An 18,435-nucleotide genomic window follows, 5' to 3' on the forward strand; every position below is an offset into this window, starting at 1 on the left:
CATGGCCGTCGTTTCCCCGAGCGAGACCGCCAATAAGAGCCGTTCCGACCTCATCGCATATGCGACGCTGTCGCTGATGTCGATTTTCTGCGCCGTGCCCTTCTTCTGGGTGCTGCTCGCCTCTTTCGACGGCAATGCGCAGCTCTTCCTGCATTGGCCGCAGCAATGGACCTTCGCCAATTACGTCAAAGTCTTCACCAAGGAAGACGGGGCTAAGTGGCTATTCAACTCGCTCTTCGTCGTCGGCAGCGCCACGTTGCTGGTCATGGTGCTGGCGGGGCTCGGCGGTTATGCCCTGTCGCGCACCCGTGCCTGGTGGAAGCTGCCGTTCCTCTATGCGATCCTGCTCATCCGCGTGCTGCCGCCGACGGCGCTCGTCGTGCCGCTCTATAAATTCCTGCTGACGCTGAACAATGCGGAGGCGGCGGTGCTCAGGCCGATCTTCGGCAGCTATGCCCGCGACATCATGCGCTGGACCGGCTTCATCGACGGCTATCTCGGGCTGATCCTGGTGCTGGCGACGATGCAATTGCCGCTGGCGCTCTGGATCATGAAGACCTTCTTCGACGGGCTGCCGAGGGATTACGAAGAGGCGGCGCTGATGGACGGAGCAACGCTGATCCAGCGCATCCGCCGGGTGCTGATCCCGCTGGCGCTGCCGGGGCTTGCCGCCGCCGGGCTCTTCGCCTTCATGTCGGCCTGGGGCGATTTTCTGCTGCCGCTCATCTTCCTATCGTCGCCGGAGCTGCAGACGCTGCCGCTCGGCCTCTTCCGCGCTTTTCTCCGCATCAATGAGATCGACTACGGCCTGCTGACCGCGCTGGCCTTCATCTATCTGCTGCCGGCCGTCGTCGCCTTCGGCTTTGCGCGGCGCTTCCTCGTCCAGACCTTTTCGGGCGGCGTGAAGGGCTGAGATCAAGAGGAGAAACGGATGATCAATCTCAGAAACGTTCGCAAGTTCTACGGCGCGCTCGAAGTCATCAAGGGCGTCGATATCACTGTGGAAGACGGGGAATTCGCCGTCTTCGTTGGTCCGTCCGGCTGCGGTAAGTCGACGCTCCTGCGCATGATCGCCGGCCTCGAAGGCATCGACGAAGGCGATCTTGTCCTCGACGGCAAGCGCATCAACGACGTGCCGCCCGACAAACGCGGCATCGCCATGGTGTTCCAGTCCTATGCGCTCTATCCGCATATGACCGTTGCCGAAAATATCGGCTTTTCCCTTAGCCTGAAAAAGGTGCCGGAGACGGAGATCCGCCGGCAGGTGGAAGGCGTCGCCGAGATCCTGCAGCTCACCGACTATCTCGACCGCCGCCCGGCCGCCCTTTCCGGCGGCCAGCGTCAGCGGGTGGCGATCGGTCGCGCCATCATCAAGAAGCCGTCGCTGATCCTGTTCGACGAGCCGCTGTCGAACCTCGATTCGGCCTTGCGCGTGCAGATGCGCGCCGAGCTGCAGCGCCTGCACCGCGAGCTGAAGGCGACCGTCGTCTACGTCACCCACGACCAGGTGGAAGCGATGACGATGGCCGACCGCATCGTCGTGCTGAACAAGGGCTTGGTGGCACAGGAGGGCGCGCCGATGTCGCTCTACCATCAGCCGCAGAATGAATTCGTCGCGACCTTCATCGGCTCGCCTAAGATGAACGTCATCCCGGTCACCGCAACGCGGACCTCGGTGGGTGCGTTGCATCTCGACAGCCCGATCGGGCTGTTGCTCGATCTTGCCGATGCCAATGGCGCGGTGCCACAGGGCGAGGCCAAACTCGGCATCCGGCCAGAGCATCTGAAGATCGCGCCGGAAGGGCAGGGACATTTCACGGCCGAAGTGGTCATCGTCGAGCGGCTCGGCGTCGAGACCTACATGACCGTCGGCTCCGGGCAGCAGCCGATTGTCGTGCGTGCCGAGGGCGATATTGGTGTGCGGCCGGGCGATCGCGTGTCGCTGACCGCCGATCCCGCCGCCTGCCTTCTGTTCGATTCCGCCGGACGGGTGATCCGTCCGGCAACCGCCTGACAGCTAACATCGAGGAATGCTATGACAATCAAGGTCACCATCTGGAACGAAGGACGCCACGAGCAGCTCCATAGGGAGGTTCAGGAGATCTATCCCGATCGTATCGACGGCGCGATCGCCGCCGGCATCGCCCATCCGGATTTCGAAATCCGCCGCGGCACGCTCGATGATCCCGATGAAGGCCTGCCGGACAGCGTGCTCGATAATACCGACGTGCTGCTCTGGTGGGGGCATATGGCGCATGAGGAGGTCAGCGATGGGCTGATCGAGCGCGTGCAGCAGCGGGTGCTGAAGGGCATGGGCCTTCTGGTGCTGCATTCCGGCCATCATTCCAAGCTCTTCCGCCGGCTGATGGGCACCAATGCCAATCTTTCCTGGCGCGAGACGACGGATGGAGACTTGGAGCGGGTGTGGGTGGTCAATCCCTCACATCCGATCGCCGAGGGGCTGCCGCCCTATTTCGAGGTCAATGCCTCGGAAATGTATGGCGAGCCCTTCGACATCCCGCAGCCGGACGAGCTGGTGTTCATCTCCTGGTATTCCGGCGGCGAAGTGTTCCGCAGTGGCTGCACCTTCCAGCGTGGGCGCGGGCGTATCTTCTTCTTCAGCCCCGGCCACGAAACCTATCCGATCTATCACGACAAGACCGTGCACAAGGTGATCTCGAACGGCATCCGTTGGGCGCGGCAAAAGCATACGGACGGCCGCATCCTGGAGAACTGGCACCGCGCCGAGCCGCTGCATGGCAGGCCGGATGCCGTGAAGGGCTGATCCTTACGGATATTGGGCGCCGTTGGTCTTCGTATAGATCGAATAGACCGAGCGCGTCGCAGTGATGAACAGCCGGTTCTTCTTGGGCCCGCCGAAGGTGAGGTTGGACACCGTCTGCGGCACCCTGATCTTGCCGAGCAGGGTGCCGTCCGGCGAAAAGCAGTGCACGCCGTCGGACGCACTTGTCCAGAGATTGCCGCCGACATCGAAGCGGAAACCGTCAGGATTGCCGATATCGAGGCTGCAGAAATAGCGGCTGTTTGTAAGCTTCCTGCCGTCGACGACGTCGAAAAATCTTATATGGCGCGGCACTTCATGTTTTGCCGAGCCGGAATCGGCAATGTAGAGTTTTGTCTCGTCGGGCGAGAAGGCAAGGCCGTTCGGCTGGATGAAATCCTCGATGACGGCCTCGATCGCGCCGCTTGCGGGATCGATGCGGTAGACGTTGCGGGTCGGCTGTTCGGGCTCTGCCTTGTGGCCCTCGTAATCCGAGAGGATGCCGTAGGTCGGATCGGTGAACCAGATTCCGCCGTCGGAATGCACGACGACATCGTTCGGCGAGTTCAGTCGTTTGCCCTTGTAGCTGTCGGCGAGAACGGTGATGGTGCCGTCCGGCTCGGTGCGGGTGACGCGGCGGCCGCCATGTTCGCAGGAGACCAGCCGGCCCTGCCGGTCGCGGGTATTGCCGTTGACATAGTTGGAGGGCGAGCGGAAGACCGAGACCGTGCCATCCGGCGTCCAGCGCATGATGCGTTCGTTCGGAATATCGCTCCAGAGCAGGCAGTCCACGTCGGAAAACCACACCGGGCCTTCGGTCCAGCGGCAGCCGGAATAGAGCTCCTCGAGGGCTGCGCTGCCGATGACCAGAGCGCCGAAGCGTTCGTCGCGGATGTCGTAAAGCGGATTGTCGGCCACGCCGGTTTCCTCCCTGAATGCTGCTGACCTTTTCCTAGCGGCAAATATCGGCAGGTGCCAGAGCCCGGCGAGGGAAATGCCGGGCTCAGTTTTTAGAGAGCCGCCACCGGGTGCGGCGAGCCGTCATAGGCACCCCAGATCGACTGGTCGAAGCAGATGACAGAGCCGGTCATCAGGCCGGATTCGGCCGACGATAGGTAGGCGCAGGCGCGCGCCACTTCGTGCGGGTCGACGAGACGGCCGAAGGGCTGGCCGGCTGCCGCCTTCTCAAGCCAATCGGCGGGGGCATCGTGATATTCGCGCTGGATGCGATCCTCGCCTTCGGAGGCCATCCAGCCGATGTTGAGGCCGTTGACGCGGATGCGGTTGCGCAGCAGCGCATAGGCGGTATTCTTCGTCAGCGTTTCCAACGCCCCCTTGGAGGCGCAATAGGCGGCGATGAAGGGCTGGCCTGCCTTGGCCGACATTGAGCCGATGTTGACGATCGTGCCCTCGGTCTTTTCGCGGCGCATGACCTTCATTGTCTCCTGCATCAGGAAGAACGGTGCGCGCACGTTGACGGCGAACATGGCGTCGAAGAGTTCAGGGCTGGTGTCGAGGATGGTGCCGCGATCGGTGATGGCGGCGGCATTGATCAGCGCGTCGACCCGGCCGAAGGCCTCGTCGCAGGCCTGTACGACATTCCTGGCGTCCTCGACCTTGCCGAGGTCGGCCATGACGTAGACAACCTTCACACCGGTTGCGGCCGAGATTTCCGCGGCCTTCGCCTGGCCCTTGGCTTCGTTGCGGCCGCAAATGACGATGCCCTCAGCACCGCGTTCGGCGAAGAGACGGGCGATAGTGGCGCCCAACCCTTGCGTGCCGCCGGTGACGATGGCGATCTTGCCGTCGAGGCGGCCGTGATCTGTGCTCATGTGGTTCCCTTGGTGGTGATATGCGAATGGCCTCCCGCGGGGGTGCGGGAGGCTTTTATTTCAGTGCGGGTCGGCTCCAGATCCTTAGTCAGCTCAGCTTCTTCTGCGCCTGTTCTGCAAGTGCCGCCGCAAAGGCTTCGTCGCTCCAGCCTTCCTTCAACGCCTCGTGCATCAGCTGCGCCTGCGTCTTCGGCGCCAGGCCGCCAAGCGGGGGATCTCGATCGAGATTGGTCGGGAAGGAATAACCTTCGGCGCAGGCGGCAACGGCATTGGCGATCTCGTCGGGCGACAGCCTGTCCTGCAATGTCTTCAGGGTGGGAAAGAGCGTGGCGCTCATTTTTTCGCGATTGACCGTTTCCATCGCCCGGCCGAAGGCAGAGGAGACCTGCAACAGGTTGGCGACGCGCTTGATATCGGCCGAGCGGTTGGTGCCGGCGGCGTGGAAGAGGGCGGGATTGAAGAAGACGACGTCGCCTTTTTCGAGCGGCAGCTGGATGTGGTTGGCCTCGAAATAATCCCGGAATTCCTGGCGCTTGAGCGCGAGATAGCCCGGCACATAGGTCTGGCTGTGCGGCAGGAAGAGCGTCGGGCCGCTTTCGAGCGGCATGTCGCAATGGGCGACCGCACCCTGCAGCGTCAGCACCGGCGAAAGCCGGTGCACATGCACCGGAAACTGCTCGATCACCGCGGACGATTGGAAGCCGAGATGATAGTCGCGATGGGCCGACTGTGCCGCGCCCCCCGGATTGACGCGGTTGACCTGGGCCGTCATCTGGTAGCTTGGGCCGAGCCAGGCTTGGCTTGCCAGTGCGACGATGGCATTGCCGTAATATTCGGCAAAATTCGCGGGATCGGCGAGGCAATGTTTTTCCAGTGAATTCCAGATGCGGTCGTTGGCGCCGGGCTTGGCGAAGTGATCGCCGCCGCCGGTCGAGGTGCGGTGCTGCTCCTCGATGATCTGATCGAAGACCACGCTGGCGCGGTCGATAATGGCGGTATCCTCGTACGCATGCTTGAAGACGGCGACGCCGGGACCATCGCCGAAGGCCTCGCAGATCTCGGCCAGCACGGCGCGCCGGCCCTCCGGCGTTGCCGCCGCCGCCGTCACCTTGCGGCTGTCATAGATCAGCACGTTTTTTCGACGGCAGAAGCCGTAGGGTAATCGGCAAGCACGGTGGTCTTTTCCGACAGGCGGCGAAAATCCTCGAGATCGCAGCTGTCTTCGCTGAGCCAGACACGGTCGGCGCGCAATTTCTGCTGATTGTCGGTTTTCATGATGGCTCCTCCTCTTTCGATGAAGGCACTATACGCGGCGATGCCGGGTGATATAGATCAGAAATCCATCAAAAAACCATCAAGCGGATTCCATGGCCCATCTCTTCCTCGTCAAGGACATTGCCTTCCAGGCCGGATTGAGCACCGCGACCGTTGACCGGGTGCTGAACGGGCGGCCGGGTGTGCGCCAGCAGACGGAAATGCGGGTGCAGGCGGCGATTGCCGAACTCGAAAAGCAGAAGGCCGGAGCGGTGACGAGTGGGCGCATGCTGGCGATCGATATCGTCATGGAGACGCCTCAGCGTTTCAGCGATGCGGTGCGCGCCGCCTTCGAGGCGGAGATGGCGGCCTTCCTGCCCGGGGTCTTCCGCTGCCGGTTCCTTTTCGCCGAGGTGATGAAGCCGGCCGAGATGGTGCAGCTTCTCGACCGCATCCGGCTGCGCGGCACACACGGCATCGTGCTGAAGGCGCCTGACGTTGCCGAGGTGGCCGCTGCCGTCGCGCGGGCGGATGCGGCGGGCATTCCAGTGGTAACACTGGTGACCGACCTGCCGAATTCGGCGCGCATCGCCTATGCCGGCGCCGACAACCGGGCGGCGGGCGAGACCGCGGCCTATCTGATCGGTGAAGTGCTCGCGAGCGGTGGCGGCAAGGTGCTGGTGACGCTGTCGAGCGGGCGGTTTCGCGGCGAGGAGGAGCGCGAGATCGGCTTTCGCCGCATCATTCGCGCCCGTTATCCCGGAATCGGCATCACCGAAATCAGCGAGGGGCATGGCACCGATACGGCGACGGGAACGCTTGCGGCGGCTGCACTTGCTGCCGATCCCACCATCAATGCAGTCTATTCGATCGGTGGCGGCAACCGAGCGGTGCTGGCGGCCTTCGATGCGGCCAAACGCCCGGTCCACGTCTTCGTCGCTCATGATCTCGACGTCGACAACCGCGCGCTGCTTGCCGCCCGCCGGATCGGCTTCGTGCTCCACCATGATCTCAGGACAGATGCGCGTTCGGCCTTCAGGGCGATCATGGGCCGAGCGACGTCACCGGGTCGGGCGGTTCCGGCCTCGCTCTCATCGGTCGAAATCGTCACGCCCTACAACATGCCCGTCGGCGATTGAGCCAATCGGCTTCCTTCGATGCCGAATTCGGACTACAGCTTGGGCGAGAGTGAAGGTGAGCGGCATGGATTATAGCGACGTCAGCACAATTGCAGCCTGGATCACGGAGCAGGGACTAAAGGGCGCCTCGGAAGCCGAGCTCATGACCGGTTTCTGCGCGGCCTGCCGCAATGCCGGGCTGCCGCTCGACCGCGGCCTGGCGCTGATGGATACGCTGCACCCGGTGCATGAGGGCCGCGCCTTTCGCTGGGACAGCGAGGAGGAGATCGAGGCCGAGTTCGAATATGGCTCGACGAGCTCCGGGGAGGCCGCGGCGAACTGGCAGCGCTCGGCCTTTTATTATCTCTGGGCCAACAATGAACGGGAGATACGCCGGCGCCTCGGCTTTGGCGATCCGATCGATTTCAGCCTGCTCGATACGATCGCTGAAGCCGGCCATACGGATTTCATAGCGATGGTCCATCGTTTCAGCGAGGCCGGCACGATCGGCGAAATGGATTGTTTCTTCTCGCATTTCGCGACCAAACATCCCGAGGGTTTTTCCGATCACGACCTCGCCATCCTGCGCAAGCTGGTGCCGGTGCTGGGACTGGCGATCAAGTGCATCGGGCTCGGGCGGATCGCCCGCACCATCGCCGAAGTCTATCTCGGCGAGGACGCGGCGCGTCAGGTCATGGAGGGCAAGATCAGTCGCGGCAAATCGGAGCGGATTTCCGCCGCACTCTGGTTTTCGGATTTGTTGAACTACACAAAGATATCCGACAGCGTACCGCCGGAGGAGATCATCCCGTTGCTCAACGACTATAGCGAGGCGGTGATCACGGCGATCCACGAATCCGGCGGCAATGTGCTGAAGCTGATCGGCGACGGCGTGCTGGCGATCTTCAAGGGCGAGGTGCCGGCGGAGACCTGTCGTGCGGCGCTCCACGCCGAAGCGCTTCTGCGGGAAAAGCTCGCCAAGCTCAATGCCGAACGCAAAGCCGGCGACCGGCCAACGACCGATGTCTATATCGGCCTGCATATCGGAGACGTCTTTTACGGCAATATCGGCAGTCAGGACCGGCTGGACTTCACGGTCATCGGCCCTGCCGTCAACGAGGTCAGCCGCATCGCTTCGATGTGCCGATCAGTGGATCTCAACCTGTTGATCTCCTCCGATTTCGCCACAGCGATACCGGAGGAACAGCGCGCGGCACTTGCCTGTGTCGGACGTTATGCGTTGCGCGGCGTGCAGCGCGCGCAGGAACTCTATACGCTCGATAACGCCCGGCTGAGCGCCTGATCGTCGCAGGACGCAGGCCTATCGCAGCAGCCCCTGGCCGCCATCGATCCAGATCGGCGTGCCGGTGATATGCCGGGCCCGGTCTGAGGCGAGGAAGAGAATGGTTTCGGCGACGTCCTCGCTCTTGCCCGCCTTGCCGCCGGCGATTGGGATATCCCCTTGCGGCCAGATGACCGGAACCTCGGTCTCGTCGCGATGCCGGCTATTCGTGTTGGCGCCGATATTGGTCTCGATCTCGCCGGGGCAGACGGCATTGACACGGATGCCGTGCCGGCCGAGTTCGAGGGCCAGTTGCTGGACCATGGCGACCTGGCCGGCCTTGGTTGCGGTATAGGCGGTTGCGCCCGGCGTCGTGAATGTCCGGGTGCCGTTGATCGAGGAGACGACGACGATCGAGCCGCCATTTCTTTTCAGGTAGGGGACCGTCAGATGCAAGGTCAGATAGGTGCCGCGCAGATTGACGGCGATGGTCTTATCCCATTCATCCGGCTTCAGATCGTCGATCGGCGCCCAGACGCCATTGATGCCGGCATTGGCGATGACGATGTCAAGGCCGTGGAACGTATCGGTCAATTGCTTCACGGCGCTGCGCATCTGCGCCTCTTCGCTGGTGTCGGCGATCAACGCGATCGATTCGCCCCCCGCCGCCTTGATCTCGGCGCAGGTTTGTTCGACCTCGTCGGCGGTGCGGCTCAAGACGGCGACCCTTGCTCCGTCGGCGGCGAGTCTCAATGCGGCCGCCTTGCCGATGCCGGATCCAGCGCCCGTCACCAACGCGATCCTTCCCTGTAGTTCCATGGGCGGGCTCTCCTTGCCGTTTGCCGCTAAGCCAATGTTCGGCATGGCTGTTGGTTCCGGAGGGAGAGCGGGTCGTTAAAGCTCTCCGAGGAGGCTGTGCCGCAATGCCCATTTCTCCGGTCCATGGACGGCGGCAAAGAGCAGGCCGGCGAGGAAGGTGAAGTGATCGACGAAGAAGCCGAATTCGGCCTGGTTCTGCTGCCAATGGGATGGCCCGTGGAAAGCAAAGGCAAGGAAGATCACGTAGATGCCCGCCAGCAGGCTGGCCTCGGTGAAGAAGGCCCCGGTTATGAAAGCGAGCGCCAGGGCGATCTCGAAGAAGGCCGCCACCCAGGCAAGGAATGTCGCCATCGGAAAACCGGCAGCGGCGATGTAACCCGCCGTCGCGCCGATATCGGCGAATTTGAAGCCGGCGGCCATGAAGAAGATGAAGCTGAAAATGATGCGGGCGACGATGATTGCAGTTGCTCTTGCCATCGTAGGATCTCCTGTTTGCGTTTCCACCATGACGGACGAGACGACAGATTTGCTACACGGCGAATGAAAAAAGGGCCGCTGGCGCGACCCTTTCTTCTTACCATTCGGCGAAACTGCCGTCGGCATGGCGCCAGATCGGGTTGCGCCAGCGGTGGCCTTCCCTGGCGCGCTCGATGACGTAGGCCTCGTCGACCTCGATGCCGAGACCGGGCCCCTGCGGGATCGAGACGAAACCATCGGCATATTGGAACACCTCCTTGTTCGAGATGTAGTCGAGGATGTCGTTGCCCGTATTGTAATGGATGCCGAGGCTCTGTTCCTGGATGAAGGCATTATAGCTGACGGCATCGACCTGCAGGCAGGCGGCGAGTGCGATCGGCCCCAGCGGGCAATGCGGCGCCAGCGCCACATCATAGGCTTCGGCCATCGCCGCGATCTTGCGGCATTCGGTGATGCCGCCGGCATGCGACAGATCCGGCTGGATGATGTCGACATAACCGTCCGACAGCACCTGCTTGAAGTCCCAGCGCGAAAAGAGCCGTTCGCCAAGCGCGATCGGCGTTGAGGTATGGTTGACGATGTCGCGCAGCGCCTCCTTGTTTTCCGAAAGAACCGGCTCCTCGATGAACATCAGCTTGTAGGGTTCGAGTTCCTTGGCGAGAACCTTGGCCATCGGCTTGTGCACGCGGCCGTGGAAATCGACGCCGATGCCGATATGCGGGCCGATCGCCTCGCGGATGACGGCGATGGTCTCGACCGCCCTCTCCACCTTCTCGTTGGTGTCGACGATCTGCATTTCCTCGCAGCCGTTGAGCTTGATCGCCTTGAAGCCGCGGGCGACCACCTCCCTGGCATTGTTGGCGACATCCGCAGGACGGTCGCCGCCGATCCAGGAATAGACCTTGATGCGGTCGCGCAGCTGGCCGCCGAGCAGGGAATGGATCGGCTGACCGAGGGCCTTGCCCTTGATGTCCCACAGCGCCTGGTCGATGCCGGAGATGGCGCTCATATGGGCAGCCCCGCCGCGATAGAAGCCGCCGCGATACATCACCGTCCAGTGGTCCTCGATCAAGAAGGGATCCTTGCCGATCAGATAGTCTTCCAGTTCGTGGACGGCGGCTTGGACGGTCAGCGCGCGGCCTTCGACGACCGGTTCGCCCCAGCCGATGATGCCCTCGTCGGTCTCGATCTTCAAAAACAGCCAGCGCGGCGGAACGATATAGGTGGTGAGTTTGGTGATCTTCATCGCTGCTCTTCAGTCTCTCTTCAGATTTTTTGACGGGCGGCCAGCCGCGGATTGCTTATTTCGTTCTGCCGATCGCTTTTTCGGCGGCGGCAAGATCGCGCACCGCTAGATCGAGCATGCGGTTGGCGCAGTCGCGGGCGCCGGCCTTGTCGCGCATGCGCAAGGCCTCGACCAACTGGCCGTGAACGAGCACCGCATCCTCGCGATTCTCGACGCCGATGTTGGAGGCATGCAGCGCATATTTCAGCGCCGCATGAATGGCGCTCGACAGACGGCGGAAGACCTGGTTGTGGCTAGCCGTCAGCAGCACCGTATGGAACATGACATCGGCATCGGTGAAGCTTTCCGGGTCGCCGGCACTGTCACGCATCTGCCGCCAGGCCTTGTCGAGATCGGCGATCTCCTGGGCGCTGGCGCGCTCGGCAGCATATTCGGCGGCTGCCGGTTCGATGGTGCGGCGGGCTTCGAGAATGCAGCCGAGCAGGTCGAAATCCTTGATATAGGGACCCATCCATTCAAGCACGTCAGCGTCCAAGATATTCCAATCGTCCTTGTCGCAGACGGTGGTTCCGATGCGCGGCTTGCCACGGACAAGGCCTTTGGATTCCAGCACTTTCAGCGATTCGCGAATGACGGTGCGGCTGACGCCGTAGAGCTCGCAGAGATCGTTCTCGCGGGGCAGCGGCGAGCCCGCGGGATAGCGGTCCGCACAAATATCCTGAGCGATCGCCGCCGTGACGTTGCGGCGTACGCGCGGGCGGCGCTCGATGCGGCGGCTTTCGGCCCCGCCCTGTCGCTCGATTGTTTCCAACTCACCTCTCCGCTCTGTCTCGCGTGCTAGGCAATCGAACCTGATTATCCGAATTCGATCCGCTTTGCGACGCTTCCTCCCCGGCATCTCGTCAATAATCCTATTATTCCAATCATCATACATTGGCAATTGACTGGTATGATGATTTATCATAATTCATTGGACGTTGCCTGGGAGGCAGCTGCTCGTTTTTGGAGTTTAGGGAGAGAGACATGCGCTTGTTCAAAGCAGCCATTCTGGCTGGCACTTTCGCCATTCTGGCAGCCGGCTCGGCATTTTCCGCAGACGTGAAGATCGGGTTTATTGTCAAGCAACCTGAGGAGCCGTGGTTCCAGGACGAATGGAAGTTCGCCGACCAGGCCGCCAAGGAAAAAGGCTTCACCGTCGTCAAGATCGGCGCCGAAGATGGCGAGAAGGTCCAGTCGGCGATCGACAATCTCGGCGCCCAAGGTGCGCAGGGCTTCATAATCTGCACGCCCGACGTCAAACTCGGCCCCGGCATCGTCGCCAAGGCCGAAGCCAACCAGCTGAAGCTGATGACGGTCGACGACCGCCTCGTCAGCGCCGACGGCAAGCCGCTGGAAGAGGTGCCGCATATGGGCATTTCGGCCACCAAGATCGGCGAGACCGTCGGCCAGGCGATCGTAGACGAAATCAAGAAGCGCGGTTGGGACATGAAGAATGTCGGCGCCGTGCGGGTCTCCTATGACCAGTTGCCGACGGCCGTCGACCGCGTCGAAGGCGCGATGTCGGTGCTGAAGTCCGCCGGCTTCCCGGCCGAAAACATCTATGATGCGCCTCAGGCGAAGACGGATACGGAAGCGGCGCTCAACGCGGCGACCACCGTTCTCAACAAGCATGCCGACGTGAAATACTGGGTCGCCTTCGGCCTCAACGATGAAGCCGTCCTCGGCGCCGTCCGTGCATCCGAATCGGTCGGCATTCCGGCGACGAACGTCATCGGTGTCGGCATCGGCGGCGCGGAATCGGCGATCAACGAGTTCAAGAAGCCGGCGGCGACTGGCTTCTTCGGCACCGTCATCATCTCGCCGAAGCGCCACGGCTACGAGACGGCGCTCAACATGTACGACTGGATCGCCAACGACAAGGCGCCGGAAAAGCTGACGCTGACCTCCGGTTCGCTGGCGCTGCGCGGCGATTACGACAAGGTCCGCAAGGATCTAGGCATCGAGTAATCCTTCCAGGATGATATAGACGGCGGCCGCTCAGCGTGCCGCCGGATCCTCTCGGTGGAGCGGTGATGGCTTTCCTCGAATTCAACCATATCTCCAAGGGCTATCCCGGCGTGCAGGCGCTGGCGGATGTTTCCTTCTCCGTCGAGAAGGGCGCGGTGCATGGCCTGATGGGCGAGAACGGCGCCGGCAAATCGACGCTGATCCGCGTTCTGTCCGGCGATCAGGCTGCCGATAACGGCCGCATCCTGATCGATGGCGAGGAGCAGAAATACGGATCCGTGCGTGACGCTTTTCATGCCGGCATCGTCGTCATCCATCAGGAACTGCAGCTTGTTCCGGAGCTGACGGTCGCCGAGAATCTCTGGCTTGGGCGCTTTCCCGCCAAGGGCGGCGTCATCCATTCGACACGGCTGATCGAGACGGTGCGGACGAAGCTCGAGGAAATCGGCATCGATGTCGATCCGTCGGCCAAGGTCGCCTCGCTTTCGATCGGCGCGCGGCAGATGGTCGAGATCGCCAAGGCGGTCATGCTAGACGCGCGGGTGATTGCGCTTGACGAGCCGACCTCCTCGCTCTCCTCGCGCGAGAGCGAAATCCTGTTTTCCCTCATCGACAGGCTGAAGGCGAAGGGAACGGTCATTCTCTACGTCTCGCATCGTCTCGACGAGATTTTTCGGCTTTGCGACAGCCTCACGGTGCTTCGCGACGGCAGGCTTGCCGCCCACCATTCCGATATCACCGAGACGACGCGGGAGCAGATCATCTCGGAAATGGTCGGGCGCGAGATCAGCAATGTCTGGGGATGGCGCGAACGTCCGCTCGGCGACATCAGGCTGGAGGTCAAGGGGCTGTCGGGACCGAAGCTGCGCAACCCGATCGGTTTTTCCGTCCGCCGGGGTGAGATTCTCGGCTTCTTCGGCCTGATCGGCGCCGGTCGCAGCGAGATGGCGCGGCTGCTCTACGGCGTGGATGCCAGGCATCAAGGCCAGGTCGCCATCGACGGCGTTGTCGTCTTGCCGAACAGTCCGAAGGCGGCGATCAAGGCCGGCATGGTGCTCTGCCCGGAGGACCGCAAATTCGACGGCATCGTCCAGGGCCGGTCGATCGAAGAGAATATCGCGATTTCGTCGCGCCGGCACTTCTCGCCCCTCGGCATTTTGAGTCCGAGAAAAGAGGCGGCGCTGGCCGATCGGTTTATCGCCCGGCTTCGGGTGCGAACCCCGTCGCGCAAGCAGGACATCATCAATCTCTCCGGCGGCAACCAGCAGAAGGTTATTCTCGGCCGCTGGCTTTCCGAGCAGGGGATCAAGGTCCTGGTCATAGACGAGCCGACGCGCGGAATCGACGTCGGGGCGAAATCGGAAATTTACGAGATCCTTTACGAACTTGCGGCCGGCGGCATGGCGATCGTGGTGATATCAAGCGAATTGCCCGAGGTCATGGGCATCTGCGATCGCATCATGGTGATGTGCCAGGGCAGGGTGGCGGCCAATGTCGCCCGGCAGGATTTCGACGAGCGCGCCATCCTGACGGCAGCACTGCCCGACAAGAATGCCGCCGGCACCATTTAAGATCAGGAATACGGACGATGAATGCGTTGAAAAAAATCCTTCTCGGCGAACAGGGCTTGGTGGTGATCTTCGCCGCCGCCTTCGTGATCGTCTCGCTCTTCGTGCCTAACTTCCTGACCGAGCGAAACATGCTGGGGCTGCTGCAGTCGGTGGTCACCATCGGTATCGTTGCTTGCACGATGATGTTCTGCCTCGCCTCGCGCGATTTCGATCTTTCGGTCGGGTCGATCGTCGCCTTCTCGGGCATGATCGCCGTGATGGTCTCGAACGCCACGGGCTCCATCCCTCTCGGGTTGCTCGCTGCTCTGCTGTGCGGCGCCGTCGTCGGCTTCGTCAACGGCATCGTCATCGCCCGGTTCCGCATCAACGCGCTGATCACCACGCTTGCGACGATGCAGATCGTGCGCGGGCTGGCGCTGATCGCCTCGGATGGCCGTGCCGTCGGCATCAATGATCCGGCCTTTTATCAGCTGGCCCTGTCGCGCTTTCTGACGGTGCCGACGCCGATCTGGATCATGCTGATGCTTTTCATCCTCTTCGGTTTCGTGCTCAACCGGACCGTCTTCGGCAAGAACACGCTGGCGATCGGCGGCAATCCCGAAGCCTCGCGGCTTGCCGGCGTCAATGTTGTCAACACGCGCATCTGGATCTTTGCGCTGCAGGGCCTCATCTGCGGCATTGCCGGCATCCTGCTTGCCTCGCGCATCACCTCCGGCCAGCCGAATGCGGCGACCGGACTTGAGCTGTCGGTGATTTCGGCCTGCGTTCTCGGCGGCGTTTCGCTGGCCGGCGGCCGGGCGGCGATGAGCGGCGTCATCGTCGGCGTACTGATCATGGGCATTGCCGAAAACGTTATGAATCTGCTGAATATCCAGGCATTCTATCAGTATGTCGTGCGCGGGTTGATCCTGCTGATCGCCGTGCTGCTCGACAATTTGCGATCTTCGGCTGCAGGACGACGCGGATGAGTGAAGGGCAGACCGTAAGCGACATCGAACTGAGGCACGGCGATCTCACCGTCCGGGTCAGCCCCCGAGGTGCCGCGGTTACCGCCGCGACGTTTCGAGGCATCCCCTTTCTCGTTGCGGCCGGCGGGCCCGACGGAGCGATGGCGAATTTTGCGATGGTGCCATTCGGCAATCGCGTCGAAGGCAACAGCATGTCTTTTGCCGGACGCGACTACGCCTTCCAGCCGAATACCTCAGACCCGCTCTATCGGCACGGTGACGGCTGGCTCGGCCTTTGGCAGGTTGAAGACTGCAGTTCAGAATATGCGCAATTCGTCTTTTCCCGGGCCGCCGACAGGGTTTCACCCTACGCCTATCTCACCCGGCAGGAGGTTCGGGTCGCTGGCGATGCGCTGATACTGGCGCTCTCCGTCGAAAACCGCGGCGAGGCGGCGCTTCCCTTCGGGCTCGGTCAACACCCTTTCTTCGTACGGACGCCGAAGACGCGGCTCACGATTGCGGCCGATCGCTACTGGAGCGAGCGGCCGGACCACCTGCCTGATGTGCCCGCTCCTGTGCCCGACTATTTCGATTTCAGATCGGAAAAGCTCTTGCCGCAGAGATGGATGAACAATGCCTTCGAGGGCTGGAACGGGCGGGCCGCCATCGCCTGGCCGGACCTTGGATTTCAGGCGGCGCTGGAAGCCGACGGCGCGCTCGATCGCTTCATGCTCTATATGCCGGTCGACCGGAACGACTTCTTCTGCCTCGAGCCGATGAGCCACCTGCCGAATGGCCACCATCTGCCTGATTTCGGCGGGCTCATGCCGCTTGCGCCCGGCGAAATCCTTGCCGGCTCGGTGACGATCCTGATGGCGGCGCTGCCGGCACAATCGGAGGGGAGATAGATGGGCGGCCGGCTGCAGGGCAAGCACATTCTGATAACTGGCGCCGCGCAGGGCATCGGTCTTGCGATGGCGAAGGCCTTCTTGAGGGAGGATGCGGCCGTCTTTCTCGTCGATCGCGACGCCGCACTGCTGGCGAAGTCAGCGAAAGAGCTCCAAAGCATTGGTGGCCGGCTCGGCTATCTGCCGGCCGACATTACCGATGCGGGAACGATCACGACGTTGGTCGCTCAGGCGAATGAAGAGATCGGGCAGTTGAACGCGCTGGTCAACAATGCCGGCGTCAATGTCTTCGCCGAACCACTCGAGACGACCGACGAGCTGTGGAACCGCTGCTTCGACATCAACCTCAAGGGTGCGTGGAACTGCTGCAAGGCGGTGCTGCCTGGCCTCATCGAACAGGGCGGCGGCGTCATCCTCAATATCGCTTCGACGCATGCTTTCACCATCATCCCGCACACATTTCCCTATCCGCTGGCAAAACACGCGCTGCTGGGAATGACGAAATCCCTGGGTCTCGAATATGCGGCCCACAACATCCGGGTGAATGCGCTGGCGCCGGGCTATGTCTCGACGCAGAAAGTGATCGACTACTGGAACGGCTTTGCCGATCCGGAGGCGGCCAAAGCCGAGACGATGAAGCTACATCCCGGCGGGCGCATCGCCACGCCTGAGGAGATCGCCATGGCTGCCGTTTTCATGATCTCCGACGAGTGCCCGTTCATGAACGCCACCTGCCTGACGATCGACGGCGGTCTCGGCGTGCTGCAGCATCCGGCCTGAAAACGCTTCGGCCGCTGCTGATTTTTACAGGCCTGTCGTCTTCTCAAGATAGAGCATTATATTGTCCATCGGGGAGGCTCTCAGAACTCCCGAAGGCATGGAGCGGCGCCCTGCCGCTTGCTCGAAGCACAATCGAAACAGGAGGACGGCATGCAGATCAATCGTACGGCTTCGGCCCATTGGACCGGTGGCCTCAAAGACGGCAAAGGCCTGATCTCGACGCAGAGCGGCGCCCTGAAGGACTATCCCTACGGCTTTGCCAGCCGCTTCGAAGGCATTGCCGGCACCAACCCGGAAGAGCTGATCGGTGCTGCCCATGCCGGCTGCTTCACCATGGCGCTGTCGTTGATCCTCGGGGAAGCCGGCTTTACGGCCGAGCATATGGAAACATCCGCCAAGGTAACGCTCGAAAGCGTCGAGGGCGGCTTTGCCATCACCGCCATCCATCTTTCGCTCACCGGCCGTATTCCCGGCGCCGATGAGGCGACCTTCACCGAACTTGCCAACAAGGCAAAGGCCGGCTGCCCGATCTCCAAGGCGCTCGCCGCCGTTCCGATCACGCTCGACGTCAAGCTGAGCTGATATCCTGCCGCCGACGATGTGCCGCGTGCTTCCGAGCCGCGGCACTTTCCATTTTACCGGGTGTTCATCATCTCTCTCTAAACCCTGACCGTCCATCGATTGACGACGCCCGCTCCTCGGCGGAGTATTGACAAATGATGCCTGATATTTTACGACTGACGAAATTCAAAAATCGTCAGTCGTAATTCGGGCATCAAAACCATGGACGACATCACGGAAAATACGCTCGACGTCATCCGGCAGGAGAATGTCACCCGCATTCTTGATGCGGCCGAGCGGCTGTTTCGTCACTATGGCTACAGCAAGACGACGGTGGCCGACATTGCCCGCGATCTCGGCATGTCGCCGGCCAATATCTATCGTTTCTTTGCCTCCAAGGTGGAAATCCACCAGGCGCTCTGCGGCCGCATGCTCGCCACCGCCTATCAAATCGCCTACGACATCCGCCATCAGCCGATCAGCGCCAGCGAGCGGCTGCGCCGCTATGTCGAGACCCAGCATCAGTTGACGCTCGATCTGATGCTCGACGAAATGAAGGTCCACGAGATGATCATCGTCGCGATCGAGCGCGACTGGCATGTCATCGAGAAACATATCGACCGCGTCCATGATCTGATTGCCGAAATAATTGCCGAGGGGATTGCTGCGGGCGAGTTCGCCGAGCAGGACCCGGTCGTCGCGTCACGTTGCTTCGGCGCGGCGACGATCAATCTCTGCCATCCGCAGATGGTGGCGCAATGTCTTGCCAAAACCAACCGCGCGAGTGTCGACGAACTGATCGACTACGTGATCAGGGCGCTGAAGAAATAACGGGCGGCAGCCGCCGCCAA

18 protein-coding genes and 1 pseudogene are annotated in these 18,435 nt (G+C 62.0%); 12 read left to right on the forward strand and 7 right to left on the reverse strand.

Annotated features, from left to right (window positions below; genetic code table 11):
* Position 1: 1 nt before the first annotated feature.
* Genes MF410_RS21705 through MF410_RS21715 form a run of 3 tightly spaced genes read left to right on the forward strand, consistent with a single transcriptional unit; the run spans position 2 to position 2,785 of the window.
* Positions 2-913: a carbohydrate ABC transporter permease gene (locus MF410_RS21705; protein ID WP_097629965.1), complete on the forward strand. Its 912-nt coding sequence runs from the start codon at positions 2-4 to the stop codon at positions 911-913.
* Between the two features lie 18 nt (positions 914-931).
* Entirely contained in the window at positions 932-2,014 is a 1,083-nt protein-coding gene (gene ugpC, locus MF410_RS21710) for a sn-glycerol-3-phosphate ABC transporter ATP-binding protein UgpC (RefSeq protein ID WP_097629966.1), read from the forward strand.
* Between the two features lie 21 nt (positions 2,015-2,035).
* Entirely contained in the window at positions 2,036-2,785 is a 750-nt protein-coding gene (locus tag MF410_RS21715) for a ThuA domain-containing protein (protein WP_097629967.1), read from the forward strand.
* Positions 2,786-2,788: 3 nt separating this feature from the next.
* Here the strand turns inward: MF410_RS21715 and MF410_RS21720 are convergent, their stop codons facing one another.
* The 3 genes and pseudogenes from MF410_RS21720 to MF410_RS21730 form a co-directional block, all read right to left on the reverse strand.
* Positions 2,789-3,700, reverse strand: a complete 912-nt coding sequence (locus MF410_RS21720; protein ID WP_097629968.1) for an SMP-30/gluconolactonase/LRE family protein — start codon at positions 3,698-3,700, stop codon at positions 2,789-2,791.
* A gap of 92 nt (positions 3,701-3,792) precedes the next feature.
* Entirely contained in the window at positions 3,793-4,614 is an 822-nt protein-coding gene (locus tag MF410_RS21725; protein WP_097629969.1) for an SDR family oxidoreductase, read from the reverse strand.
* An 88-nt stretch (positions 4,615-4,702) separates the two neighbouring features.
* Positions 4,703-5,889: pseudogene (locus tag MF410_RS21730) on the reverse strand (phytanoyl-CoA dioxygenase family protein).
* Positions 5,890-5,981: 92 nt separating this feature from the next.
* Here MF410_RS21730 and MF410_RS21735 point away from each other — a divergent pair.
* Both MF410_RS21735 and MF410_RS21740 read left to right on the forward strand, forming a co-directional pair.
* On the forward strand, positions 5,982-7,007 hold the full coding sequence (locus tag MF410_RS21735) for a LacI family DNA-binding transcriptional regulator (RefSeq protein ID WP_097629971.1): 1,026 nt from the start codon (positions 5,982-5,984) through the stop codon (positions 7,005-7,007).
* A 64-nt stretch (positions 7,008-7,071) separates the two neighbouring features.
* Positions 7,072-8,289 (forward strand): adenylate/guanylate cyclase domain-containing protein, encoded by a 1,218-nt coding sequence (locus tag MF410_RS21740; protein ID WP_097629972.1) that lies wholly within the window; start codon positions 7,072-7,074, stop codon positions 8,287-8,289.
* 18 nt (positions 8,290-8,307) lie between these two features.
* Here the strand turns inward: MF410_RS21740 and MF410_RS21745 are convergent, their stop codons facing one another.
* The 4 genes from MF410_RS21745 to MF410_RS21760 form a co-directional block, all read right to left on the reverse strand.
* Positions 8,308-9,087: an SDR family NAD(P)-dependent oxidoreductase gene (locus tag MF410_RS21745; protein WP_097629973.1), complete on the reverse strand. Its 780-nt coding sequence runs from the start codon at positions 9,085-9,087 to the stop codon at positions 8,308-8,310.
* A 75-nt stretch (positions 9,088-9,162) separates the two neighbouring features.
* The gene (locus MF410_RS21750) at positions 9,163-9,564 is read right to left on the reverse strand and encodes a DoxX family protein (protein WP_097629974.1); all 402 of its coding nucleotides are present in this window, start codon (positions 9,562-9,564) and stop codon (positions 9,163-9,165) included.
* 97 nt (positions 9,565-9,661) lie between these two features.
* Entirely contained in the window at positions 9,662-10,810 is a 1,149-nt protein-coding gene (dgoD, locus tag MF410_RS21755) for a galactonate dehydratase (RefSeq protein ID WP_097629975.1), read from the reverse strand.
* A gap of 55 nt (positions 10,811-10,865) precedes the next feature.
* Complete coding sequence (locus tag MF410_RS21760; protein ID WP_097629976.1) at positions 10,866-11,621, reverse strand: FadR/GntR family transcriptional regulator; 756 nt, start codon at positions 11,619-11,621, stop codon at positions 10,866-10,868.
* Between the two features lie 212 nt (positions 11,622-11,833).
* Between MF410_RS21760 and MF410_RS21765 the strand changes: the two genes are divergently transcribed.
* From MF410_RS21765 to MF410_RS21795, 7 genes are all read left to right on the forward strand, one after another.
* The gene (locus MF410_RS21765; RefSeq protein WP_097629977.1) at positions 11,834-12,817 is read left to right on the forward strand and encodes an arabinose ABC transporter substrate-binding protein; all 984 of its coding nucleotides are present in this window, start codon (positions 11,834-11,836) and stop codon (positions 12,815-12,817) included.
* Between the two features lie 65 nt (positions 12,818-12,882).
* Entirely contained in the window at positions 12,883-14,388 is a 1,506-nt protein-coding gene (gene araG, locus MF410_RS21770; protein WP_097629978.1) for an L-arabinose ABC transporter ATP-binding protein AraG, read from the forward strand.
* Positions 14,389-14,405: 17 nt separating this feature from the next.
* Positions 14,406-15,356, forward strand: a complete 951-nt coding sequence (gene araH / locus MF410_RS21775) for an L-arabinose ABC transporter permease AraH (RefSeq protein WP_097629979.1) — start codon at positions 14,406-14,408, stop codon at positions 15,354-15,356.
* The gene (locus tag MF410_RS21780) at positions 15,353-16,243 is read left to right on the forward strand and encodes an aldose 1-epimerase (protein WP_097629980.1); all 891 of its coding nucleotides are present in this window, start codon (positions 15,353-15,355) and stop codon (positions 16,241-16,243) included. Before araH ends, MF410_RS21780 begins: the two co-directional genes overlap by 4 nt.
* Positions 16,244-17,023, forward strand: a complete 780-nt coding sequence (locus MF410_RS21785; protein ID WP_131711856.1) for an SDR family oxidoreductase — start codon at positions 16,244-16,246, stop codon at positions 17,021-17,023.
* Between the two features lie 150 nt (positions 17,024-17,173).
* Positions 17,174-17,605, forward strand: a complete 432-nt coding sequence (locus MF410_RS21790) for an OsmC family protein (RefSeq protein WP_097629982.1) — start codon at positions 17,174-17,176, stop codon at positions 17,603-17,605.
* A 201-nt stretch (positions 17,606-17,806) separates the two neighbouring features.
* The gene (locus tag MF410_RS21795; RefSeq protein ID WP_097629983.1) at positions 17,807-18,415 is read left to right on the forward strand and encodes a TetR family transcriptional regulator; all 609 of its coding nucleotides are present in this window, start codon (positions 17,807-17,809) and stop codon (positions 18,413-18,415) included.
* Positions 18,416-18,435 lie beyond the last annotated feature (20 nt).

The organism is Rhizobium sp. C104 (assembly GCF_022354505.1).
Taxonomy (GTDB): Bacteria; Pseudomonadota; Alphaproteobacteria; order Rhizobiales; family Rhizobiaceae; genus Rhizobium; species Rhizobium redzepovicii.

What these genes read in the sequence shown, in the direction of transcription:
- MF410_RS21705 (WP_097629965.1), top strand. Translation starts at nt 2, where the DNA reads ATGGCCGTCGTTTCCCCGAGCGAGACCGCCAATAAGAGCCGTTCCGAC.
- ugpC (WP_097629966.1), top strand. Translation starts at nt 932, where the DNA reads ATGATCAATCTCAGAAACGTTCGCAAGTTCTACGGCGCGCTCGAAGTC.
- MF410_RS21715 (WP_097629967.1), top strand. Translation starts at nt 2,036, where the DNA reads ATGACAATCAAGGTCACCATCTGGAACGAAGGACGCCACGAGCAGCTC.
- MF410_RS21725 (WP_097629969.1), bottom strand. Translation starts at nt 4,614, where the DNA reads ATGAGCACAGATCACGGCCGCCTCGACGGCAAGATCGCCATCGTCACC.
- MF410_RS21735 (WP_097629971.1), top strand. Translation starts at nt 5,982, where the DNA reads ATGGCCCATCTCTTCCTCGTCAAGGACATTGCCTTCCAGGCCGGATTG.
- MF410_RS21740 (WP_097629972.1), top strand. Translation starts at nt 7,072, where the DNA reads ATGGATTATAGCGACGTCAGCACAATTGCAGCCTGGATCACGGAGCAG.
- MF410_RS21745 (WP_097629973.1), bottom strand. Translation starts at nt 9,087, where the DNA reads ATGGAACTACAGGGAAGGATCGCGTTGGTGACGGGCGCTGGATCCGGC.
- MF410_RS21750 (WP_097629974.1), bottom strand. Translation starts at nt 9,564, where the DNA reads ATGGCAAGAGCAACTGCAATCATCGTCGCCCGCATCATTTTCAGCTTC.
- dgoD (WP_097629975.1), bottom strand. Translation starts at nt 10,810, where the DNA reads ATGAAGATCACCAAACTCACCACCTATATCGTTCCGCCGCGCTGGCTG.
- MF410_RS21765 (WP_097629977.1), top strand. Translation starts at nt 11,834, where the DNA reads ATGCGCTTGTTCAAAGCAGCCATTCTGGCTGGCACTTTCGCCATTCTG.
- araG (WP_097629978.1), top strand. Translation starts at nt 12,883, where the DNA reads ATGGCTTTCCTCGAATTCAACCATATCTCCAAGGGCTATCCCGGCGTG.
- araH (WP_097629979.1), top strand. Translation starts at nt 14,406, where the DNA reads ATGAATGCGTTGAAAAAAATCCTTCTCGGCGAACAGGGCTTGGTGGTG.
- MF410_RS21780 (WP_097629980.1), top strand. Translation starts at nt 15,353, where the DNA reads ATGAGTGAAGGGCAGACCGTAAGCGACATCGAACTGAGGCACGGCGAT.
- MF410_RS21785 (WP_131711856.1), top strand. Translation starts at nt 16,244, where the DNA reads ATGGGCGGCCGGCTGCAGGGCAAGCACATTCTGATAACTGGCGCCGCG.
- MF410_RS21790 (WP_097629982.1), top strand. Translation starts at nt 17,174, where the DNA reads ATGCAGATCAATCGTACGGCTTCGGCCCATTGGACCGGTGGCCTCAAA.
- MF410_RS21795 (WP_097629983.1), top strand. Translation starts at nt 17,807, where the DNA reads ATGGACGACATCACGGAAAATACGCTCGACGTCATCCGGCAGGAGAAT.